This window comes from Bowmanella denitrificans (assembly GCF_002887595.1).
Taxonomy (GTDB): Bacteria; Pseudomonadota; Gammaproteobacteria; order Enterobacterales; family Alteromonadaceae; genus Bowmanella; species Bowmanella denitrificans.
On sequence record NZ_PEBU01000003.1, the window covers coordinates 16,536 to 36,716 of the forward strand.

A 20,181-nucleotide genomic window follows, 5' to 3' on the forward strand; every position below is an offset into this window, starting at 1 on the left:
CACCAGGGATGCCCCTTGATAAGATGGCTGCTATGCTAGCCCAGACCAGCCGTCAATGTCATTCGGGTAATGGAATGAATTCCTGTTCGTCTCCCGGCACCTTGGCAAAACGTTGTTCCTGCCAGTCTTGCATTGCCAGCTGTATCCGCTCTTTTCGGCTGGAAGCGAAGTTCCAGTACATAAAGCGTTCCCCCAAAGGTTCGCCACCAATCATGGCCAGGCGGGTGACAGCAGTGGCGCAGACTTCAATTTTGCAATCGGCTGATAACGATGCCAGATTGTGCTGCGCCACTTTGTTGCCATTCACCTCAACCTCACCGCTGGCAATATAAATGGCCCGCTCCTGTGCCTGGGGTAACTCAAGGCGTTGACCTGGCTGTAAAAACGCTTCCAGATACAAGGTGTCGCAGAAGGTTTTCACCGGTGACACTACCCCGTAAGCTCTGCCCATCATCACTCTGACCGATACATCACCAATCTTCAGGCTGGGAATGTCATCCACGCCATAATGATAGAAAGCTGGGGGGATTTCCTCGTACTGAGCGGGAAGCGCATGCCAAAGTTGCAAACCATGCAGGCTATGCGCGGTCTCTCTGACTTCAGGACGCTCACGCTCGGAATGCACAATGCCAGAACCGGCTACCATCAAATTAATATCGCCTGGCTTTATTGCTTGCAGGCTCCCCAGGGAATCCCGATGTAAAATCTCACCTTCAAATAAATAGGTAACCGTTGCCAGATTAATATGCGGGTGGGGACGCACATCAATGCCCTGCCCCGCTGCAAATTGTGCAGGCCCCATATGGTCAAAGAAAATCCAGGGCCCCACAGAGCGCAGTTTGGCCACAGGCAGGCAACGCCGTACAAAAAAGCCACCGATATCTTTATCTTTGGGCGTGACGATCATATCTACGCCCGCGCAGGGCTTTTGCTGATCAAGACATTCGCCATCGGCTTTCATCAGATTTGTCATCGCGGTTCCTGTGCTGAATTGGTTGCTTAGTTATGACCGCTATCGCACGACCTGTAAAGCGCCAAGGGTGATTTTCAACCATCTCACAATCACTTGCAGCCAGCCAGGATGAACTATACTGCAAGCATAACACCACTATTTGTTGCCATATCTGGTACTGCAGGTACATAGAACAGGCTGCAGGTTCCGGCAAGTTAAAGGAGGGGCTGAAGTGAGCAAAAGACGTAGAGGCAAACCCTTATCCGATGGACCAGACTGGACTTTCGAGCTTCTTGACCAGTACCTGGCAGACATTGACCGGGTTGCCAGACATTATCACCTGGATACCTATCCAAACCAGATTGAAATTATTACCGCTGAGCAGATGATGGATGCCTATGCCAGTATCGGCATGCCCATCAATTACACCCATTGGTCCTATGGTAAGAAATTTATTCAAACCGAACAGGGCTACAAACGCGGTCAGATGGGACTGGCCTACGAAATCGTGATTAATTCTGACCCTTGTATTGCTTATCTTATGGAAGAAAACACCATCACCATGCAGGCGCTGGTAATGGCACATGCCTGTTATGGACATAACAGTTTTTTCAAAAACAATTACCTGTTTAAGACCTGGACGGATGCCAGTTCCATTATCGACTATCTGGTGTTTGCCAAAAACTACATCGCCCGCTGTGAAGAGAAATACGGGATTGCCGAAGTGGAAGTTATTCTGGATTCTTGTCATGCCCTGGCAAATTTTGGTGTAGACAGATATAAACGCCCACAAAAATTGTCATTGCGCGAAGAACAGGAACGTCAGCAGAGTCGGGAAAAGTACCTGCAGTCTCAGGTCAATGAATTATGGCGAACTCTGCCACAAAAGCAGGAAACCGAGGCCGACCCTAAACGTAAACGTTTTCCCATTGAACCACAGGAAAACCTGCTCTATTTTATCGAGAAAAACGCGCCACTGCTGGAACCCTGGCAACGTGAGCTGGTACGCATAGTGCGCAAAATCTCTCAGTATTTTTACCCACAAAAACAAACTCAGGTGATGAACGAAGGCTGGGCCTGCTTCTGGCACTATCATATTTTGCATCACCTGTATGATGAAGGTCGGGTGACGGACCGCTTTATGATGGAGTTTCTGCACAGTCACACCAATGTCGTCGCGCAGCCCGATTACAACAGCCCCTATTACTCAGGCATTAACCCCTATGCATTGGGCTTTAATATGTTTATGGATATCAAACGTATCTGTCAGCACCCCAGCGCGGAAGACAAACAGTGGTTTCCAGAAATTGCTGGCTCCGATTGGCAGAAAACCCTGCAGTTCGCCATGGAAAACTTCAAGGACGAGAGTTTTATCAGCCAGTTCTTGTCCCCCAAACTGATGCGTGATTTTCGTTTGTTTGCCATTCATGACGATGACCGGGACAGCCATTTACAGGTGGCGGCCATTCACAACGCCGAGGGTTATCAATTGCTGCGTGAAAAACTCTCGGCCCAATACAATCTGAGTAATCTGGAACCGAATATCCAGGTGTATAACGTGAATGTTCGTGGCGATCGGGCCTTAACCCTGCGCTACATTCCCCACAACCGCATCCCTCTGGCAGAGAGTCGCAAGGAAGTGATGAAGCATCTGCACAGATTATGGGGCTTTAATGTCATTCTGGAAATGGAAGACGAAGACGGCGAATTCAGCGAAATAGAGCATTGCCCAGAGCAACTGGAGGAAGTCTGACAGCAGAGCCTGCGATACATGAACATTGAATAGATTTATTAGTCTGTCGGGTCCTTGATAGCAGTAACTTAATTGCTTCAGGACCCCAAATGCCGTTATTTCAGTTCTTTACCCGCCTGCATTTACAGTTTGATAAAACCCGTGCACTGGATTTTCTGGCGCCGTTGGCCCTGAGACTCTATCTGGTACCGGTGTTCTGGATGGCCGGTGTGAATAAGCTAGAAGGTTTTGACAATGTGGTGCAGTGGTTTGGCAATGAGGATTGGGGACTGGGTTTACCATTTCCTTACGTACTCGCACTACTGGCGACCTGGACCGAAATATTGGGCGCAGTGCTTTTACTGCTGGGTTTTGCCGTGCGTTATATCAGTATCCCGCTGATGATCACTATGTTGGTTGCCGCATTCAGTGTGCATTGGCAAAACGGCTGGCAGGCCATTGCCGACCCTAGTGGTCTGTTTGCCAATCAGCAGGTACTGGACTCCGCTGACAAACTGGCCCGGGCCAAAGCGATTTTACAGGAGCATGGTCATTACGAGTGGCTAACCAGCAGCGGTAACTTCGTTATTCTCAACAACGGCATTGAATTTTCCATTACCTATTTTGTGATGCTGTTAGTGGTGTTTTTTGCCGGTGCCGGTCGCTTCGTCAGCATGGATTACTGGTTAGCCAGGAACACCCGTCGTTTGCAGTCAGCAAGCAAAATACCCACACATCAATAAGCGCTGTTATCACTATTGCCAAATCAGGCCTACCGGACTAACAATAGCCAGGCAGGGTTTGGTTGTATCAATTAATGGAAAGCTAAAAAGATGAAGTTGGTGTATTTGTCGCTTTCACTGTTACTGGCAGGCTGTGCCAGCCATTCAACGACGCAAACGGTCAGCGCCGATTGGGTCATTCAGGGTGGCCATATTCTGACCCAGGACCCGGCACAGCCACTTGCCACCGCGCTGGCAATAAAGGGCGGTAAGATTCTGCTGGTTGGTAAGGATGCAGAGCTCGAGCCCCTGATAGGTCCGCAGACTAAGGTTACCCGGCTCAAGGGCCAAACCCTATTACCCGGTCTGATAGACAGTCATATCCACAGTATTGAGGGCGCATTGGCTTTGCAGGCCTGTAATCTGCAAGACCAGGCAATGACATTATCAGCGCTGGCCGAGCATATTCATCAGTGTGACAAAGACTACCCAGGTGAATGGCTGGAAGTCCTGAATCTGCCAAGTGTTGGGGTGGATGTGGATCGCTGGCAACTGGACCGTATTCTGCCTCAGCGGCCGTTATTCATTATCAGTACCGATGGCCATACGGGTTGGGCCAACAGTCTGGCATTGTCATTGGCCGGTATCGACAGCCAAACCCTGGCCCCCAATGATGGGCGCATTGTAAAGGATGCCAATCAGCAGCCGACTGGCATGTTGATTGATGGGGCCACAGCCCTAATCAGCCAACATATTCCCAAGCCTTCTCTGCACCAGCGTAAGAGCGCTTTGGTAAACGCACTGCAAGGCTTCTATCAGGCAGGCATCACGGCATTTTTGGAAGCCAACAGCAATGACAGCAGTATCGAGACCTTTTGCGCGCTAAGTGCCGAGGGGCGCTTGCAGGCGAAAGTGAATCTGGCCCTTGGCAGTAAAGGCCAGGCCAGCGAACAGGAATTTACCCGCCTGCTGGCACTTAGGGCGAAAGCCGAGTCCTGCGGGCTGATGGCTGACACAATTAAACTTTATGCCGATGGTGTGATGGAATACCCTACTCAATCGGCCGCCCTGCACTCACCCTATCTGCATAATGAGGAACATGGTCCTGACTGGGCAGGAAAGCTTTATATTCCGCCACCACAACTGCAGGATTTTGTGCTGATGGCCCAGCAGCGGGGATTCAGCGTGCATATTCATGCCATTGGTGATGCTGCCATTGGCGAGAGTCTGGATGCTTTTGCCAGGGCAAGAGCACAGGGGCCTGATAAACCGGTACGCTTTTCCATTACCCATTTGCAGCTTATCGCCAGCGACGATCTTCCACGCTTTGCCCAACTGGACGTGTTAGCCTCGATGCAATTGCTGTGGGCACAACCAGATGAGTACAGTGTTGAAGCACTACAACCTTATTTGGGCAAAGCCCGTCACGGGCAAATTTACCCCGCAGCCAGTTTATGGCGGGCCGGTGCGGCAATTGCCGGTGGCAGTGACTGGAATGTATCGGATTACAATCCCTTTGCCGCCATGGCAGTGGCTATCAGCAGACAAAATCTGCAGGAACCCGAGCGGGGCACATTAAACGCCAAGGAACGATTGCCTTTGCAGGTATTATTGAATGCCTATACGCAACAATCTGCCCGCTTATTAGGCATGGACAACCGTATTGGCCAGCTAAAGGCCGGGATGAACGCTGATTTAATTATCCTGGACCGTTCGCTGGACAGTGAAATCAGTGCCGCAGCACTGGCACAGACAGGCGTTTTGATGACCCTGATCGACGGCAACATCCTGTATAATGCCAGCGCAGATAAACTGAATAACAATTAACCCTATGCAAAAATACCTCGCTGCCATCAGCCTGATGGCGTTACTGACCTGGTGGTACTGGCCACAGCAGCAATCGAATCAGGCCTCCTTAGCCCACACGCCAGAGCCGCAGTCTGCTGCAATAGCAGATACTGCCGAGTCAGCTCCCAATGTAGATGATTGGCGCCTGCCTCAGCCTTTGCTGACAGAATTTAATCGCCTGAATGAGAAAGCCCGGCAGCAGGATCCCATGGCCCAATATCAGCTGGGCCGTAATCTGTATTTTTGCTATTACAGTGCAGACAACGATGTGGCGCACCAGCAAAAGCTGGATGAGCTGCGCCAGACCGGTGATTCCAGTGCCTCATTCGCCAATAACTATGACAGATATAGCTACTGCAGGGGCATTAGTCGCGCCGACAAAAACCGTTTCGCAGATTTATTAATGCAAGCTGCTGTGGCAGGCCACCCTGAGGCAGCCGCAGAGATTGGCACAGTGTCGGCAAAACTTTATTTGCAGGCTACCGGGCAAGATAAGCTGGAGCGCGATGCCTATGTCGCGGCCAGACAAGCCTACCTTAAGCACCAGCAGACATTGTTGGAAAACGCGGCACAAACAGGTCACGTGAATGCCATTAAATTGCTGCTTCGAGATGCAATGGGACAGCGCATGGGCGAGGATTCCACCGCCAAGGCCCTGGCTTATCTGCAAGTGCTTAGGCACTTGGAACCTGAGTTTGCCGACAGATATCAGTGGCAGGAACAGCGGCTGCTAAGCACCGCCAGCGCAGATGATATTAGCCGGGCTGAACAGACAGCACTGACTTTATTGAAAAATGCTACTCCTCATCCGCCCCGTTAACGATGCGGGCAATCTGGCTCAGGCGATTGACCGCCAAACTGTTAATGCTGCCTTTGGGGAAACGGGCACGGCTGCTTAGCTGGCCCGCTTCGCGTCCCATCAGAATTTCGGCCGCCTGATCGACAGTTTCCACGGAATATATATGGAAGCGGCCGGCTTTCACTGCCTGCACCACTTCCTTATCCAGCATCAGATTAACTTCATTGGACTTGGGGATCACCACCCCTTGCTGACCGGTCAGACCCCGGTGAGCACACAGCTTGAAGAACCCTTCAATTTTTTCGTTCACGCCACCAATACTTTGTACCTGACCATATTGGTTAATGGAGCCGGTCACTGCCAGCCCTTGTTGTACCGGGATCAAGGTTAAGGCTGACAACAGTGCCACCAGTTCCGCCAATGACGCGCTGTCACCGTCAATCTGCCCGTAGGATTGCTCAATGGCGATATTGGCCGACAAGGTCAGCGGGAACAGTTGGGCGTATTTGTGCCCCAGATAACCGGTTAATAACATCACCCCTTTTGAGTGAATCGGCCGGCCCAGCTCGACTTCCCGCTCGATATCCACCACGCCATTGGCACCGGCGTATACTGTTGAGGTAATCCGCGCTGGCGTACCAAACAGGCTATCGCCAATTTCCAGTACTGTCAGACCGTTCACTTTACCAATGGCTTCACCATCGGTTTCAATCAGAATCTGTCCTTCTTTGATATCGTCCAGCAGCGCCTGGCTGATACGGCCACTGCGCTGGGTTTTAGCATCCAGGGCGGTTTCAATGTGGGTCACATCCAGCTCGTCACTTTGCTGCTGGGCACAGAAAAATTGCGCTTCATGCAACAGCTCGATCACGTCTGCAAAGCGCGCCGACAATCTGTGTTGATGCTCGGCCAGACGCAGGCTGTATTCCACCAGCCGGTACATGGCTTTGGCAGAAATACCTTGTAAGCCCATTTCTTTGACCTGGCAGCGAACCCGGCCGACAAAATCATACAAGGTGGTTTTATCCAGGGGGATCTCATGGTCAAAGTCCACCAGCACCCGGAACAGTTCATGAAACTCGTCTTCGTATTCCTGCAGGGTGTAGTAAAGATCCCTTGAACCCAGCAACACCACTTTCACTTTGATCGGCACTGATTGTGGGTTCAGCGTGACTGAATTCACCATACCGATATCATGCTGCTGAATGTCCATTTTCAGTTCGCCACGTTTTAGGACCAGTTTTAATGCTTCCCACACATAGGGCTGTTGGATCATTTTATCCGCGTCCAGCAGCAAGTAACCGCCGTTGGCTTTATGCAAAGCGCCGGGGCGAATCATACGGTAATTAGTGAATACCGAGCCCTGCACATTGGTATATTCCACCCGGCCAAACAGATTCTGGTAGGTTGGATTGGGTTCATAAATAACCGGCGCGCCACCATTTAATTCATGGCTGACCAGAATATTGGGCAGATATTGTTCTTCAAGCACAGTACGACGATCAAAGTCATCCTGCTTTTCTTCTTTATTTTCTTCTCCCAGCACCTCAATCACGGTTTCCACCAAATGCGGTTTAAGCTGACGCAGAAATTTAAGAATGCCTAAATCCCCGGCATACTTATGCTCCAGTTCCTTTAGCAACGGCTTTATGCCCTGCTCGGCAGTTTCGCGGGTCAGCTTGCGAGCGTGTTCAGACGACTCACGCTTCCACTGCGGCAACTCCAGCAGTTGTTCGCTGAGTTTTTCTTCCAGTTGGCTGATGAGATCGTAAAAGTGCTGACGCTCCTGCTCTGACGCCCCGGCAAACTCTTCATCGGTAATAGGTTTGCCATTAACAATGGGCGAAAAGCTGATGGTGCCCTTTTCTTCATACAGTGCCACATTATTACGCTGCGCAAACAGCTCCACCTCGGCGATGGCCTTGTCGTAACGCTGATCAAACTCCCGCTTGATATTGGCCTTTTTTCGCTGGTAGCCTGGGTTGTCAAATGCGGCAGGAAAAGTATCCAGCAATTCGTCTATCAGACTGTCAAGGTCGGCCGCCAGTTTACGACTCTCCCCGGCTGGAAGACGCAAGGTAAAGGGCTCACGCTCATCATCAAAGTTATTGATGTAGCACCAATCATCCGGTGTGGGCACGCTACTGACATGTTTGGCGATATATTCGTGCACCAGGGTGAATCGCCCTGTGGCCGCCTCCCCCATCACATACAAATTATAGCCTTTGGCATCAATGCCTAAGCCAAAGTTCAGTGCTTCGCGGGCACGCTGCTGACCAATAAAGGTGGCGTTTAAGGCCTGCTCTTCCTTTAAAGCCTGATTGATCAGACGTCGGCTGGGTTTGGCAGTCAGTTGTAAGGCGTTAAGTTGCGTGGCTTTGTGCATGAATCAGGCGGAGTTTGAACTGTCTTGCACAAGTGAAACCCGAATCCTGCAAGCTGTCAAACCCTGTAGCGTAAAAGCCTGAGTATCCGATGTTTTTTTGAACTTTAGCCTGGCAGGCTGAGGCCCTAGTTGGCAAACTACGTTGTGCCCACTATGCTGGTGACAGCTTTCCAACATGCAGGTAACGCAATGAAATTCTGGTTATTCTCTTTGATGCTATTAAGTCAGTTTGCCAACGCCAAAGTACAGTATTTATCTGATACCGGGTTTATTCTGGAAAATCGCGTACAGGTCAGCACCTCGGCAGACAAAAGCTGGCAGCTTATGGTAGAGGATGTGGGAAATTGGTGGCCACAGGATCACACCTGGTGGGGTCAAGCCAGCAACCTCAGCATAGAGGCTAAGGCAGGCGGCTGTTTTTGCGAAATTTCGGGCGATAAGCAAGCCATGCATATGCAGGTCGTGTTTGTCGAGCCGGGTAAACTGTTGCGTATGACCGGCGGGTTGGGGCCATTGCAGGGCATGGGCCTATACGGCGCGCTGGACTGGCAGTTTAACACCAATGATAAGGGCACTGAGATTATCCTCAGCTACAAGGTGCATGGTACCAGTGCCAAGGGTTTTGCTGAGCTTGCGCCGATTGTGGACCATGTGCAAAGCCTGCAATTAGGCGGACTGGCAGACTATCTGAATAGTGGCCATAAGTAGGCCTGGTATAAATGAATTGGGCATAGCGTTAATCAAGAATTTGCAGCAAACAGCCAGCTAGCGTGGTGCTTACGTCATTTATGTACAAGCTGGGAAAATAAACCGGCAATAGCCTTATACAGCAAACCGGGCGTCAAGGAGTCTGTATGGCATTTCGATATCGATGTGCCAGTCAGCCCTGCATGCCCGGCCGACTCGCGCCGCTCTTAAAGCTGCTAAGCAGCCTGTACATCAAGGTCACACTCAGCAGGCTGCCACCTAAAATCATACTCAGCACCCCCAATGGCAGAAACAGGCTTTCATGCAGCACTCCCTGCGTATCGACATATTGATAAAAATGGTGCTCCAACGCCAGCATCACGCCACCGAGCAGCAAAAAACTAAAGCTAATAAACAACCAGACCGTGGATTTTTTCATCACAATTCCTTCTTTTCTTTGCTTGCAATCAAATCAGCTTCATAGCGCGTAGACAACAATGCAGATTCGAGTGCTGTCCAATCCTGTTGCATGCTGCTGATACATTCCATTCGACTGTCAGGGGCTTCGTTAAGTTCACTGCTGGTTAATATGCCATCGGCTTTGTTAAACAATATCCAGCCCCGTTCAGTGAACATAATGGCCTTGACTCTGTCCATTTCAAGGCCCATCAACAAAGACGTTAGTTTGTGCGCCACAAAGCAATGCCCGGCGGCAAACACCCAGCCACAACTGCTAAACCCGTCCCCTTGATTTTCTTTACGCACAAAACCACTTTGCGGCGTCGGCAATGGACCTGTGTCCTGGCCCTGTATTTCGCGGCCGGTCTGCACTAAAGACGTTCTGTAGGCACTTTCACCGTCCAGCCATGCTGGGTCGATCTGTCCATGCTGGACAGTGTCAATCTTGGTACCAAGCCCAAGATGACATAAGAAGCTCTCCAGCACCGGCACGTCATATTCTTCGTATAAATCCGCCTTGTTTGCCAGGATCCGGTCCGCCACCTGTAATTGCTGGCGAAAAATATCATGTTCACGGTAACGCTGCTCCTTGACCTTGCGGGCATCCACCAGTGTCAATGTAGCGCGTAAAGATAACACACCGCGATAATGTTCTGATGACAACGCAGCTAATACCTCCGCCGGATGACCAAGCCCGGTGGGCTCTATCAATAATCGGTCGGGCTTGCTGCGTGCAATCAGCATATTCAGGGCGATTTGCATGGGCAGGCCGGATGCACAGCACATACAACCCCCTGCTACCTCGCGAATAACGACCTTCTGCTTATTAGCCCCGAGCAGCGCGCCATCAATGCCCACTTCACCAAACTCATTGACCAGCACCGCCCAGGTTTCATGGGCAGGCTTATGCTTAAGCAGATAGCTTATGGCGGTGGTCTTTCCCACACCGAGAAAGCCGGTAATGATGTTGGTGGGTATGGCGGCTTTGAAGTGCATTGTGGCCCTTTCCTGGTGATAAAAAGCCCGCAACAGCGGGCTGAACGTCAATATTACAGCATGAAATGAATCCCTGCTGTATCAATGGTCGTGGGCGTCAGCCACCTCACCAACAATCCCCAGCCAGGTTAACTTTTGTGGCACAAAGTCCAGTTCCAGTTCAGTGCTGATGGTAGCGTCGTGTAAATCCACACTTAAAATATGCTTTTCAATGGGGCTGGCGACAAACACCTGTTCGCCGGATAAGGTCATTTCAAAGCGACTGCCCTCGGGCATATCTGCCACGTCTGCTTCGCTGATGTCCAGCTTATGCGCTAATTCCCAGTGCAGTTCATTGTCATGGGCATGGGCCTGTAACAGCGACAAGTAACCCTGACTATCCAGGATCACCAGGGTTTCGCCATCCAGACTCAGTTCCATCGCCAGTAAAGTAGCCCCTTCGTGAGGCTGCCAGTCAAGCTTTTCCATCTCACCGGCCTCATGATTGATAACAAACACCTGACTGCCGGCAATGCCAAAAAACTGTTCCCCTGCAAGATGGGCGCGCAAGCTACCAATTCGCATACCCTCAGTAAAATCTGCGCTGTTGACTATTTTACTGGCACTGAACTGGCCATCCTGCTCGGTAATCACCACGACACCATCGCCGCAGGCAAAGGCAACAGCATCGTGATTTTGGGCACTGCCGTGTAGCACAGGACAAATCACCTCATAGGTTTCTTCCTGATGGAAGTGGTCACCGTGGGCATGAAAACGGGCAATGCGATCAGGCAATGTCGTAGCGCTGTTTGCATCCCTCAGGGTCGCGAACAGGTTTTCACCGCGGGCTTGGGCCGCGCCATGCATATGAGTGTCAAACTCCTGGATGGGATAGTCGTTGTTGTCGCTGCCAATATGCATCTCGTCAAACATGGCCGCAGAGGCATTGACCCCGTTTTGACCATCGCCATCAAAGAAAACCGCCACCTGGCTGGCCCCCACAGTGACATGAGTGGGACGACTACCGTTTAAGCTGAAATCCATCAAAGCCGGTGCTTGTTGGTAGGGGTGTAAATGATCGCCATGGTCTTCCTGCCACAATCCGCCATCAATAAACTCCACTTGATTGTCATTGCGCTGCACCAGCATGGCATAGCGCTTGGACGGAGAGGCATACAGATAAGCGGGTTCAAAGGTCAGACCGATACTGGCCAACAGGCTGTTATCTTCGAGCTCAAACAGAGTGACCTGGTTGCTGCCTTTACTGGTAACCAGCAGTCGCCCTGCGCTGCTCACGTCACCATGATCGTGATCATCACCATCCCCGGGCACCACAATGGGATCTTTCTCAATAATCTGTGTGGTGGCATCGCCACAAGCAGCCAGCATAGTGGCACCGATAATCAGGCTCAGGTGTTTTAATTGAGTTTGCAAAGTCATAGTGAATCCTTGTTGTGTATCTTGTATCAGAAGTAGCCGCGGATCCCCACCGCGACAGAGCGGCCGGGTAAAGGAGCTAAATGTTTAAGAAATGAAGTGTGTGGCCGGGCTTCCTCGTCGGTCAGGTTGTGACCTTTGAGATAAAATGCCAGCTCATGTCCGTCTAACCCCAGGTGGTAAGCCAGGTTAAGATCGAGCAAGGTATAACCCGCGCTCTCACTCTCAAGGACAGCCGTGCGGTCCTGCTCGAAGTAGCGGGTTAAACCCAGATCAGCGCTGATGCTCTGACCTTCATAAGCCAGGTTGGCGCCCAGGCGCAAAGGTGGGGTGCGCGGTAGATCGCCACCGTCCTGCAGTCTGGCGCGCACATAATCCCCCTGCAAGGTGAGCTTCCACTGCGGCATAAACTGCCAGAACAGCTGAGATTCAAAACCATGCAATACCACATCATCCTGAGTAAACAGATAAACAGGTAATTCCCCGTGGTCGTGAGCGTGCTCATCACCATGCTGATGTTCGTCGCCGTGGTCATGGTCGTGCCCAGATTCAGCAAATAAGCCGGTATTTTGCTGGTAGTAGTAGTTGTCCACCCGGTTGTAGAAAGCATTGAGGATAAAGCCCAGATTGCCGCTGAATTTGCGCAGGGTCAGGTCCAGATTATTGGCCGACTCCAAATCAATGGCCTGGTCGGTCAATCCCAGATAGGTATCGCCATGGGCATCCTGATACAGTTTAAACAAGGCTCCCACTTCAAAACTGCCGGTGCCAATGTGCGGGCCAAAAGACAACAACTCAGCAGCCGAAGGTGCGCGCTGGGAGTGGGACACGGAGATCCCCAGGTTGTAGCCCTGGGTAAAATCCCAGACCAACCCCGCCGACAGACTGTATGGCTCAAATTCATGCTCGGCACTAAAACGCCGGGTCATCTGATCCCCATGGTCGTGGTCGTGGTCGTGGTCGTGGTCGTGGTCGTGGTCGTCATGACCATGCACCGCTGAATCAGGGAACAACAGATTATCGGCCTTCAGGGTCACCCGCTCGATGCGCGCACCAAGCTGGGCCAGTACCGGGCCAAAATGCCGCTCTTCCATCAAGGCCAGGGCCAGACTGTCGGTCACCGAAGGCGGGGTAAAGGCTTCTTGCCCCACTGCAGCAAAATCACTGCGCTTGTAATGCAGACTTAGTCCACCGTGCCAGCCCAGCACTTCGTTGTGCAAAAACTCCATACGGGCTTCTTTGCTTTCGTTGCTAAAGGTGGTGCCAACCTGCCCCAACTCGATTTCAGCATGTTCATAATCGGTATAGGACAGCTTCGTGTTTAGCGCGCTGATAAAACCCTGCTCAAAGCGCAGTTCGCTGAGTAGCTGCACTCTGTCCTGCTGCATATCTGCCGTGACGGCAATATTCTCATCCCCATGACTGTGGCCGGGAATACCGTATTCCCGGTTTAAACGTCCGTAGCTGATACCGATATAGCCGTTGTCGAGCAAGTAACTGCTGCCCAGAGTAACGCCCTGAGATTCGGCGAAGGAGCTCTTGACCTTGTCGGCACTATCCTCGTCATCCGGGTCCGCCAGCCCTGGTACTTTATAATCATCGCTTTCCCGCCAGTAGCCATCCAGATGCAACGCGACACGCTCCAAACCGCCGTTAAAGTTAAACGACGCCAGCTTCTGGTTATTTACCGACGCATGTTCCAGTGTCCATTCACCGCGGGTTTGACTATCTGTTGGCACGCGATTATCCACCACGTTGACCACCCCACCTATGGCACCACTGCCGTAGAACAAGGTGGCCGGACCGCGCAATACTTCAATTTGTGTGGCCGTGCTGGCTTCAGCAGAAACAGCATGATCCGGCCCGACCCTGGATGCATCCCCTGCATCCAGACCATTTTGGCTAATCAACACTCTGGGGCCATCCAGACCGCGGATAATAGGGGTACTGGCCACCCCACCATGGGAATTACTGTGCACGCCGACTTCTTTGGCTAATGTATCGCCCAGGGTGGCAGCCTGGACGTTACGCAATTTGTCGCCACTTAATACCGTCACCGGCAATGCTGATTCAATGGCCGAGGCATGAAAAGGGCTGGCCGTCACATCCACCACTTCAATACTGGTGGTTAGCATAACGATGCGCAGATTGTTCAGCCCCTGCTCAGGTATCTGCACATGCAGGCTTTTATGGGCAAAGCCCGGTGCCGACACATGCAGTTCGACTTCGCCTTGTTGCAAAGCGTTATATTGAAATCGTCCCTGTTCGTCGGCTTTCAAGGCCTGATATCGCCCATGCAACTGCACTTTGGCGTGACTGACAGGTTGTCCCTGCTCGTCTACCACTTGTCCCTGCAAGGACTGGGCAATGGCCATGGCGCTGAACAAACTTGATAGGCTTACAGCCACCAAGGTCCGCTTTATCATACTCACCCCTAAATGTTATATCATACCAATTAAATGTCACATCTGAGTCCAATGTAATCCCTGGTTCTCTGCCATAAAGAAAGGGTTCTCTGTTGATTCTCAAATATAAAACCCACAAAATGATACATTGTATCATCACAACAATGCAACACTTAGTCACTGCACCAGCATTGACTGCGCTTGCGGTGGATCAATATCTCATCCACCAGAATGGGTTAGTATGAAGGTTTAAAGCAGTATCGATGAGCGCTTATGCAGGATGTACTCGGCCCATTGCTAAACCTTGGTCAAACAGAGCCCACCGTGGGTGAGCTGGCCAGCCGCAATATCATTAGTTGCCCACCCCACACGCCAATTTGCGACGTAGCCAGGTTAATGCAAACCCACTCCGTCAGTTGTGTATTGGTCATGGAAGAGGAACGGATTGTCGGTATCTGGACAGAATCAGATGCCAAAGTCATTGATTTTCAATCACCAGGCATTTACCAAACACCTGTGGCTGAGCTGATGAGTTGTCCGGTCATTCAGGTTAACTGCGACATGATGCTGAACGACGCGGCGAGTTTAATGCTACAGAAACGTATTCGACGCCTGTTGGTCCTGGACAAACTGCAGCGCCCATTGGGGATCCTGACCCAAACCGATATTGTCCGCCAGCAACGTATTGAATTTTATCTGAGCTTGCGGGATGTGGGCTCCAGTCTGAATCGTCCACCTTTGATACTGAATGCAGCACTGCCCCTGGCCGACGGCGTGGCAGCCATGCGCCAGCAAGGCCTGGATGCCGCCATTGTTATGTTTGCAGATGGGCCGGCCGGCATCGTTTCAGAACGCGATTTGATTCACATTATTGCGGATGGCAAAACAGGGTTGAATCTGGGTAGCGTGGCCGCCAAGCCATTACTAACCGTGAGTAAAAGCTGCACCTTATTGCAGGCCGTGGAGCTGCTTAAAAAACAAAACTTCAGGCATCTGGCAGTATGTGATGAGCTGGAACAACTCTGTGGTTTGTTATCCTTTTCCGATATTTTACTGAATGTAGAACACACTTATGTTGAGCAGCTCAAGCAGGCGCTGCGGGCCAGGGACGCTGCACTTCGCACTTCTACCGATTATTTGCGACTGGCGCAAAAGGTCATCGATGCCTCTCTGGATGGCATTATGATTACCAATGTGGATGGGGTGATAGAATCCGTTAATCCAAGCTTTTCCATTCTGACCGGCTATAGCGCCGAAGAAGCCGTGGGCCAGAAGCCCGATTTGCTCAGCTCAGGGCTACACGATGAACGTTTCTATCAGGAAATGTGGGAAACCTTATTGTCACAGGGACTGTGGCAAGGGGAAATTTGGAATAAACGTAAAAATGGCGAGATTTATCCGCAGTGGTTGTCTATAACAGCCATTCGCGGCGAACAAGGCGAGATCTGCCAGTTTGCTGGCATTTTCAGCGACATCAGTGAACGAAAACGACAGGAAAAGCAGATCCATCAGCTTGCCTATATTGACGAGTTGACCGGCCTGGCCAACAGAAGATTGTTTATGGACAGGCTGCATCTGGGGATTGCCAATGCCCATCGCCATCATCATAAAATGGCGGTGCTGTTTCTCGATCTTGACCTGTTTAAACGGATCAACGACACCCTGGGCCATCAGGCCGGTGATCAGGCCCTTAAAGAAGTGGCCAGACGCCTAACCTCGACCGTCAGAGAAGGCGAGTCAGTGGCGCGCATTGGTGGAGATGAATTCACTATTCTGATCCCTGAGGTGGATCAGGCCAGGTCATTGGAATGCCTGGCTAAACGTCTGATTGAACAGTTTGACTTGTCTTTTCGAATTAAAGGACAGGATTTTTTCCTGACCACCAGTATTGGTATCAGCCTCTATCCTAAAGACGGCCAGGGCAGCGAACAATTGATTAAACATGCGGATCTGGCCATGTACCAGGCCAAAAGTGCTGGTCGTAACCAGTATTGCTTCTACCAAGCCAGCGCCGGGCAACAAACGGCTGACGAATTGCGACTGGAACAAGGTTTGCGTCATGCATTGCAAAATCAGGTACTCAAGGTGTTCTACCAGCCTAAGGTGGAGTTGTTATCAGGCCGGCTGATTGGCCTTGAAGCGCTGGTAAGATGGCGGGATGCTGAATTAGGTCAGGTATCCCCCAAAGATTTTATTCCGCTGGCTGAAAAACTCGGTTTAATTGGTACCCTCAGTGAACAGGTACTGCAAACTGTCAGTCAGGACATACAAAAAGGCAGCTTGCCGCAGGTGCCTGTTTCTATCAATATTTCTGCTCTGCAGTTAGCCGCACCGGATTTCAGTCACAAGCTGTTGGCCACCTTGCGACAGTATGCTGTTTCCCCGCAGTCCATCGAGCTGGAATTAACCGAAAGTTGCCTTATCCCGGAGCAAGCGGACGCCACATTGAATCTGTTAACCAAATTGAGATCATTGGGATTCCGCTTGTCTATTGATGATTTTGGTACAGGCTATTCATCCTTATCCTACTTGCGACGTTTACCTATTAATGCGCTTAAGATAGATCGCAGCTTTATCCTAGAATTACCCCACAACAACGAGGATAATCAGATTACTCTGGCCATTATCGCCATGGCCAAGGCTCTAAAGCTGGAGGTTATTGCTGAGGGCATAGAAACCCCGGCGCAGCGTGCGTTTCTGTTACAAGCTGGCTGCCATACTGGTCAGGGCTTTCTCTATAGTGAAGCATTGGCACCAGATAAGTTAAATGATTGGTTGCCGGATTTGGTCAATATTTCACTTCAAAAGCCACTTTGACAGGCGACGACATTGTTATGACACAGCATTTTAAACCTCGATGTGTGCCGTGAAGGATTTACGCTGAGCCCAGACCTCGGCACATCTATGGAACAGGCATTTGTTGAATCACTTAAGAGCTGCTGCGCTTAGCCGTTGCAATGCGCCAAACTATCGCCATAATGTGCGCCATCTAAGTTACGGGATGGCATCATGGAAAAGCTGGTTGAAAAACTGATCTACTCTTCGCGCTGGATTATGGCACCGATTTATCTTGGTCTTAGTCTGGCGTTGCTGGCGCTTGGCATTAAGTTCTTCCAGGAAGTGCTGCATATCCTGCCGATTATCCTGTCAATGAAAGAAGCCGATCTGATACTGGTGGTACTGTCATTGATCGATTTGGTATTGGTGGGCGGCTTAATCGTGATGGTGATGTTTTCAGGCTATGAAAACTTTGTATCACGCCTGGATATTGATGGTGACGGAGAGAAACTGGACTGGTTGGGCAAACTGGATTCAGGTTCGCTAAAAAACAAAGTGGCTGCTTCTATCGTCGCTATCTCCTCTATCCACCTGCTTAAGATTTTTATGAATGCGCAGAATATCCATAACGACAAACTGTTTTGGTACGTGATTATTCACCTGACCTTTGTGCTGTCGGCCTTTGCCATGGGTTATCTGGACAAACTCACACGCAAAGCTTAGTACGCGAGGCCAACAAGCTTAAAAAACACAAAAGGCGCCGAAAGGCGCCTTTTGCTTGAAAATCTGATGTTGCGCTTAGCGACGCAGACCCAGACGCTTGATCAGATCCAGGTAACGGTCCTGATTTTTGCCTTTCAGGTAATCCAGCATGCTACGACGCTGACTTACCATACGCAGCAGACCGCGACGTGAATGGTGATCTTTCTTATGATCCGCAAAGTGACCTTGCAGCTTGTTGATATTGGCAGTCAGCAGGGCAACTTGCACTTCTGGGGAACCAGTATCGCCTTCTTTCACACCGTACTCGGCGATGATGTTTGCGGTTTCTTCTTTAGTTAGTGACATGATTTTCTCCTAAGTTAGGACCGGCCGATCACTAATTCAGCGGGTCGGAAGAGGCGGTATTATAGCGATGCGGCTAGGAATAGCAAGACAGGGCCATTAGTCTTTTGCAGACAACAACCAGTCGATTAATGCTTGCGCGGCCTGACTCAATTGACTGCGAGGCTCATAGACCAGATACAATGGCAAATCCGGTAATGGGAATGGTGATGGCAACTGCACCAATTCACCTGATTGCAGATGCGTTCGGCACAAAGGTTCAGGTAACAAGGCTGGCGCCGTACCGTTCAAGCATAGTTGCAATGCATATCCCAGATCCTGGCAATGCAAACGCGGCGACCTAAGTGCAGGTTTCATTCTGGCTAATGGATCCAACAACATATTTGATGGCAAAGGATCTGACCATTGCCGGGCCTGTAGCTTATTTACCACCAGTATTATGGGATAGCTAGCCAGTTCTCTGGCCACCAGATTGTCTTTCACTGGGTGCCCCCCTCTAATTGCCAGATCAATACGATGCTCGATGAAATCCAGAGGCGCATCATCGACCACCAGTTCCACAGATACCTCTGAGTTCAAGTGGCAAAATGCCGCCAGTTGCCTGAGCAAAGAAGAATCAGGTAAAAGCGCTGGCAGAGACAAACGTATGCTGCCCCTGAGTTGGCCATCATTACGTAATTTATCTTCGGCAGTCTGCAGCGTACTCAGGGCCTGTTGGCAGGCTATCAGATATTGCCCTCCTTCATGGGTCAGAGACATATTTCTGGTGTTACGGCGCAACAATCTGACTCCCAGCCGTCTTTCCAGTTCCTGAATACGGGCACTAACGGTGGCACGAGGAAGTTGCAACTGCCGCGCAGCAGCAGAAAAGTTTAAGCATTCAGCAACCAAAACAAAGGTTCTGATGGTATCCAGCCCCAACATTGTCAAATCTCTTTATACACAAAGACAAATTTGTCTCATATTCCCCAACAATTTAAAAGGCCTTATGCTTGCCTCCACATTGCAACTAATAAGGAAATCCTATGGCTTTTACCCGTATCAAGACCATTAGCAGCCAAACACTTAGCGCTGCGCTGTTAACTGCATCGCTATGTGCCCCAGCCGAGACGAATGCAGATTCTGTGGACATACAGTGGCTGGGCGGCCCGACCATGCTGATTGAATTCGGCCCCATCAGACTGTTAACAGACCCCATGCTGGGTGAAGGTCATCAGGCTTATAAGATGGGCGACCCCAATGAAATGTTTGATCTGAGTATTGGTCCGAATATCAAAGACCACGCCCGATTGGTCGCTTTGCCGGAATGGGATGCAGAGGACCTGGATCTGGTATTAATCAGCCATAGCCACGAAGATCATTTTGATCAAACCGCGCGAGCGACTTTGTCCAGACAACTCAAGATGTTGGCACCAGCAGTTGATACACCGCTTTTAAATGAATTGGGCTTTACCCAGCATGTGCAGATGCCCTGGAACAAAACCTGGCGTTACAACGAAGGCGATTATGCGGTCAGCATCACTGCCATGCCAACAGCGCACAGTACGGATGCAGATATTCAAGCATTACTGGGGCATGGTAATGGCTACTGGATAACCTTCAGCCACCAAAGCTGGAGCAAAAACCTGTACTGGGCGGGGGATACCTTTATCACTGCGCCATTAGTTGAACAGCTGAAGCGACAAGGCGATATGGATATATTTATACCGCATCTGGGCGGTGTTGGCACGACCGGACCGCTGGGTAAAATATCCATGGATGCCAGCGATAGTATTGCTGCGATTCAGCAATTGGTCCCAGAGCACACGCTGCCTATCCATCACACCACTTATGGCCTTTACCTTGAACCTATCAGTAAATTACTGGCCGAGGCGGAAAAACATCATATCCAGGTGGATTTGCCTGCCACCGGAAGCTGGTTAAGCTACAGATAAAG

16 protein-coding genes are annotated in these 20,181 nt (G+C 50.7%); 8 read left to right on the forward strand and 8 right to left on the reverse strand.

What is annotated here, in order from left to right:
- Window positions 1-58: 58 nt before the first annotated feature.
- On the reverse strand, window positions 59-973 hold the full coding sequence (locus tag CSR04_RS06820; RefSeq protein ID WP_102795530.1) for a pirin family protein: 915 nt from the start codon (window positions 971-973) through the stop codon (window positions 59-61).
- A gap of 211 nt (window positions 974-1,184) precedes the next feature.
- Here CSR04_RS06820 and CSR04_RS06825 point away from each other — a divergent pair, with 211 nt between their 5' ends.
- The 4 genes from CSR04_RS06825 (at window position 1,185) to CSR04_RS06840 (ending at window position 6,074) form a co-directional block, all read left to right on the forward strand.
- Complete coding sequence (locus tag CSR04_RS06825; RefSeq protein ID WP_102795531.1) at window positions 1,185-2,705, forward strand: SpoVR family protein; 1,521 nt, start codon at window positions 1,185-1,187, stop codon at window positions 2,703-2,705.
- An 89-nt stretch (window positions 2,706-2,794) separates the two neighbouring features.
- A complete protein-coding gene (locus CSR04_RS06830; RefSeq protein WP_102795532.1) occupies window positions 2,795-3,427 on the forward strand; it encodes an HvfX family Cu-binding RiPP maturation protein in 633 nt (210 codons plus the stop codon).
- 90 nt (window positions 3,428-3,517) lie between these two features.
- Entirely contained in the window at window positions 3,518-5,233 is a 1,716-nt protein-coding gene (locus CSR04_RS06835; RefSeq protein ID WP_102795533.1) for an amidohydrolase, read from the forward strand.
- Window positions 5,234-5,237: 4 nt separating this feature from the next.
- Entirely contained in the window at window positions 5,238-6,074 is an 837-nt protein-coding gene (locus CSR04_RS06840) for a hypothetical protein (protein WP_102795534.1), read from the forward strand.
- On the opposite strand, the gene CSR04_RS06845 is transcribed toward CSR04_RS06840, so the two are convergent.
- The gene (locus CSR04_RS06845; RefSeq protein ID WP_102795535.1) at window positions 6,052-8,439 is read right to left on the reverse strand and encodes a Lon protease family protein; all 2,388 of its coding nucleotides are present in this window, start codon (window positions 8,437-8,439) and stop codon (window positions 6,052-6,054) included. The two genes, CSR04_RS06840 and CSR04_RS06845, sit on opposite strands and share 23 nt — an antisense overlap.
- A gap of 189 nt (window positions 8,440-8,628) precedes the next feature.
- Between CSR04_RS06845 and CSR04_RS06850 the strand changes: the two genes are divergently transcribed.
- Window positions 8,629-9,147: an SRPBCC family protein gene (locus tag CSR04_RS06850; protein WP_102795956.1), complete on the forward strand. Its 519-nt coding sequence runs from the start codon at window positions 8,629-8,631 to the stop codon at window positions 9,145-9,147.
- Window positions 9,148-9,319: 172 nt separating this feature from the next.
- On the opposite strand, the gene CSR04_RS06855 is transcribed toward CSR04_RS06850, so the two are convergent.
- The 4 genes from CSR04_RS06855 to CSR04_RS06870 all read right to left on the reverse strand — a co-directional run bounded on the left by CSR04_RS06855 (window position 9,320) and on the right by CSR04_RS06870 (window position 14,423).
- Window positions 9,320-9,565 (reverse strand): DUF3955 domain-containing protein, encoded by a 246-nt coding sequence (locus tag CSR04_RS06855; RefSeq protein ID WP_102795536.1) that lies wholly within the window; start codon window positions 9,563-9,565, stop codon window positions 9,320-9,322.
- Entirely contained in the window at window positions 9,565-10,581 is a 1,017-nt protein-coding gene (locus tag CSR04_RS06860; RefSeq protein WP_102795537.1) for a CobW family GTP-binding protein, read from the reverse strand. The genes CSR04_RS06855 and CSR04_RS06860 overlap by 1 nt, the downstream gene beginning before the upstream one ends.
- An 81-nt stretch (window positions 10,582-10,662) precedes the next feature.
- Window positions 10,663-12,000, reverse strand: coding sequence for a YncE family protein (locus CSR04_RS06865; protein ID WP_102795538.1), 1,338 nt, complete (start codon window positions 11,998-12,000; stop codon window positions 10,663-10,665).
- Between the two features lie 26 nt (window positions 12,001-12,026).
- Window positions 12,027-14,423, reverse strand: coding sequence for a TonB-dependent receptor (locus tag CSR04_RS06870; protein ID WP_102795539.1), 2,397 nt, complete (start codon window positions 14,421-14,423; stop codon window positions 12,027-12,029).
- 252 nt (window positions 14,424-14,675) lie between these two features.
- On the opposite strand from CSR04_RS06870, the gene CSR04_RS06875 reads away from it, so the two are divergent.
- Both CSR04_RS06875 and CSR04_RS06880 read left to right on the forward strand, forming a co-directional pair.
- Complete coding sequence (locus CSR04_RS06875; protein WP_102795540.1) at window positions 14,676-17,219, forward strand: EAL domain-containing protein; 2,544 nt, start codon at window positions 14,676-14,678, stop codon at window positions 17,217-17,219.
- Between the two features lie 192 nt (window positions 17,220-17,411).
- Complete coding sequence (locus tag CSR04_RS06880) at window positions 17,412-17,903, forward strand: TIGR00645 family protein (RefSeq protein WP_102795541.1); 492 nt, start codon at window positions 17,412-17,414, stop codon at window positions 17,901-17,903.
- Window positions 17,904-17,978: 75 nt separating this feature from the next.
- Here CSR04_RS06880 and rpsO read toward each other — a convergent pair whose 3' ends face one another.
- Together rpsO and CSR04_RS06890 are read right to left on the reverse strand one after the other, a co-directional pair.
- On the reverse strand, window positions 17,979-18,248 hold the full coding sequence (gene rpsO, locus CSR04_RS06885) for a 30S ribosomal protein S15 (RefSeq protein WP_102795542.1): 270 nt from the start codon (window positions 18,246-18,248) through the stop codon (window positions 17,979-17,981).
- A gap of 96 nt (window positions 18,249-18,344) precedes the next feature.
- On the reverse strand, window positions 18,345-19,169 hold the full coding sequence (locus CSR04_RS06890) for a LysR family transcriptional regulator (RefSeq protein ID WP_102795543.1): 825 nt from the start codon (window positions 19,167-19,169) through the stop codon (window positions 18,345-18,347).
- A gap of 101 nt (window positions 19,170-19,270) precedes the next feature.
- Between CSR04_RS06890 and CSR04_RS06895 the strand changes: the two genes are divergently transcribed.
- Window positions 19,271-20,179 (forward strand): MBL fold metallo-hydrolase, encoded by a 909-nt coding sequence (locus CSR04_RS06895; RefSeq protein ID WP_102795544.1) that lies wholly within the window; start codon window positions 19,271-19,273, stop codon window positions 20,177-20,179.
- Window positions 20,180-20,181 lie beyond the last annotated feature (2 nt).

Coding starts and splice junctions, on each gene's coding strand:
- CSR04_RS06820 (WP_102795530.1), bottom strand. CDS start 973: ATGACAAATCTGATGAAAGCCGATGGCGAATGTCTTGATCAGCAAAAG.
- CSR04_RS06830 (WP_102795532.1), top strand. CDS start 2,795: ATGCCGTTATTTCAGTTCTTTACCCGCCTGCATTTACAGTTTGATAAA.
- CSR04_RS06835 (WP_102795533.1), top strand. CDS start 3,518: ATGAAGTTGGTGTATTTGTCGCTTTCACTGTTACTGGCAGGCTGTGCC.
- CSR04_RS06840 (WP_102795534.1), top strand. CDS start 5,238: ATGCAAAAATACCTCGCTGCCATCAGCCTGATGGCGTTACTGACCTGG.
- CSR04_RS06845 (WP_102795535.1), bottom strand. CDS start 8,439: ATGCACAAAGCCACGCAACTTAACGCCTTACAACTGACTGCCAAACCC.
- CSR04_RS06850 (WP_102795956.1), top strand. CDS start 8,629: ATGAAATTCTGGTTATTCTCTTTGATGCTATTAAGTCAGTTTGCCAAC.
- CSR04_RS06855 (WP_102795536.1), bottom strand. CDS start 9,565: ATGAAAAAATCCACGGTCTGGTTGTTTATTAGCTTTAGTTTTTTGCTG.
- CSR04_RS06860 (WP_102795537.1), bottom strand. CDS start 10,581: ATGCACTTCAAAGCCGCCATACCCACCAACATCATTACCGGCTTTCTC.
- CSR04_RS06865 (WP_102795538.1), bottom strand. CDS start 12,000: ATGACTTTGCAAACTCAATTAAAACACCTGAGCCTGATTATCGGTGCC.
- CSR04_RS06870 (WP_102795539.1), bottom strand. CDS start 14,423: ATGATAAAGCGGACCTTGGTGGCTGTAAGCCTATCAAGTTTGTTCAGC.
- CSR04_RS06875 (WP_102795540.1), top strand. CDS start 14,676: ATGCAGGATGTACTCGGCCCATTGCTAAACCTTGGTCAAACAGAGCCC.
- CSR04_RS06880 (WP_102795541.1), top strand. CDS start 17,412: ATGGAAAAGCTGGTTGAAAAACTGATCTACTCTTCGCGCTGGATTATG.
- rpsO (WP_102795542.1), bottom strand. CDS start 18,248: ATGTCACTAACTAAAGAAGAAACCGCAAACATCATCGCCGAGTACGGT.
- CSR04_RS06890 (WP_102795543.1), bottom strand. CDS start 19,169: ATGTTGGGGCTGGATACCATCAGAACCTTTGTTTTGGTTGCTGAATGC.
- CSR04_RS06895 (WP_102795544.1), top strand. CDS start 19,271: ATGGCTTTTACCCGTATCAAGACCATTAGCAGCCAAACACTTAGCGCT.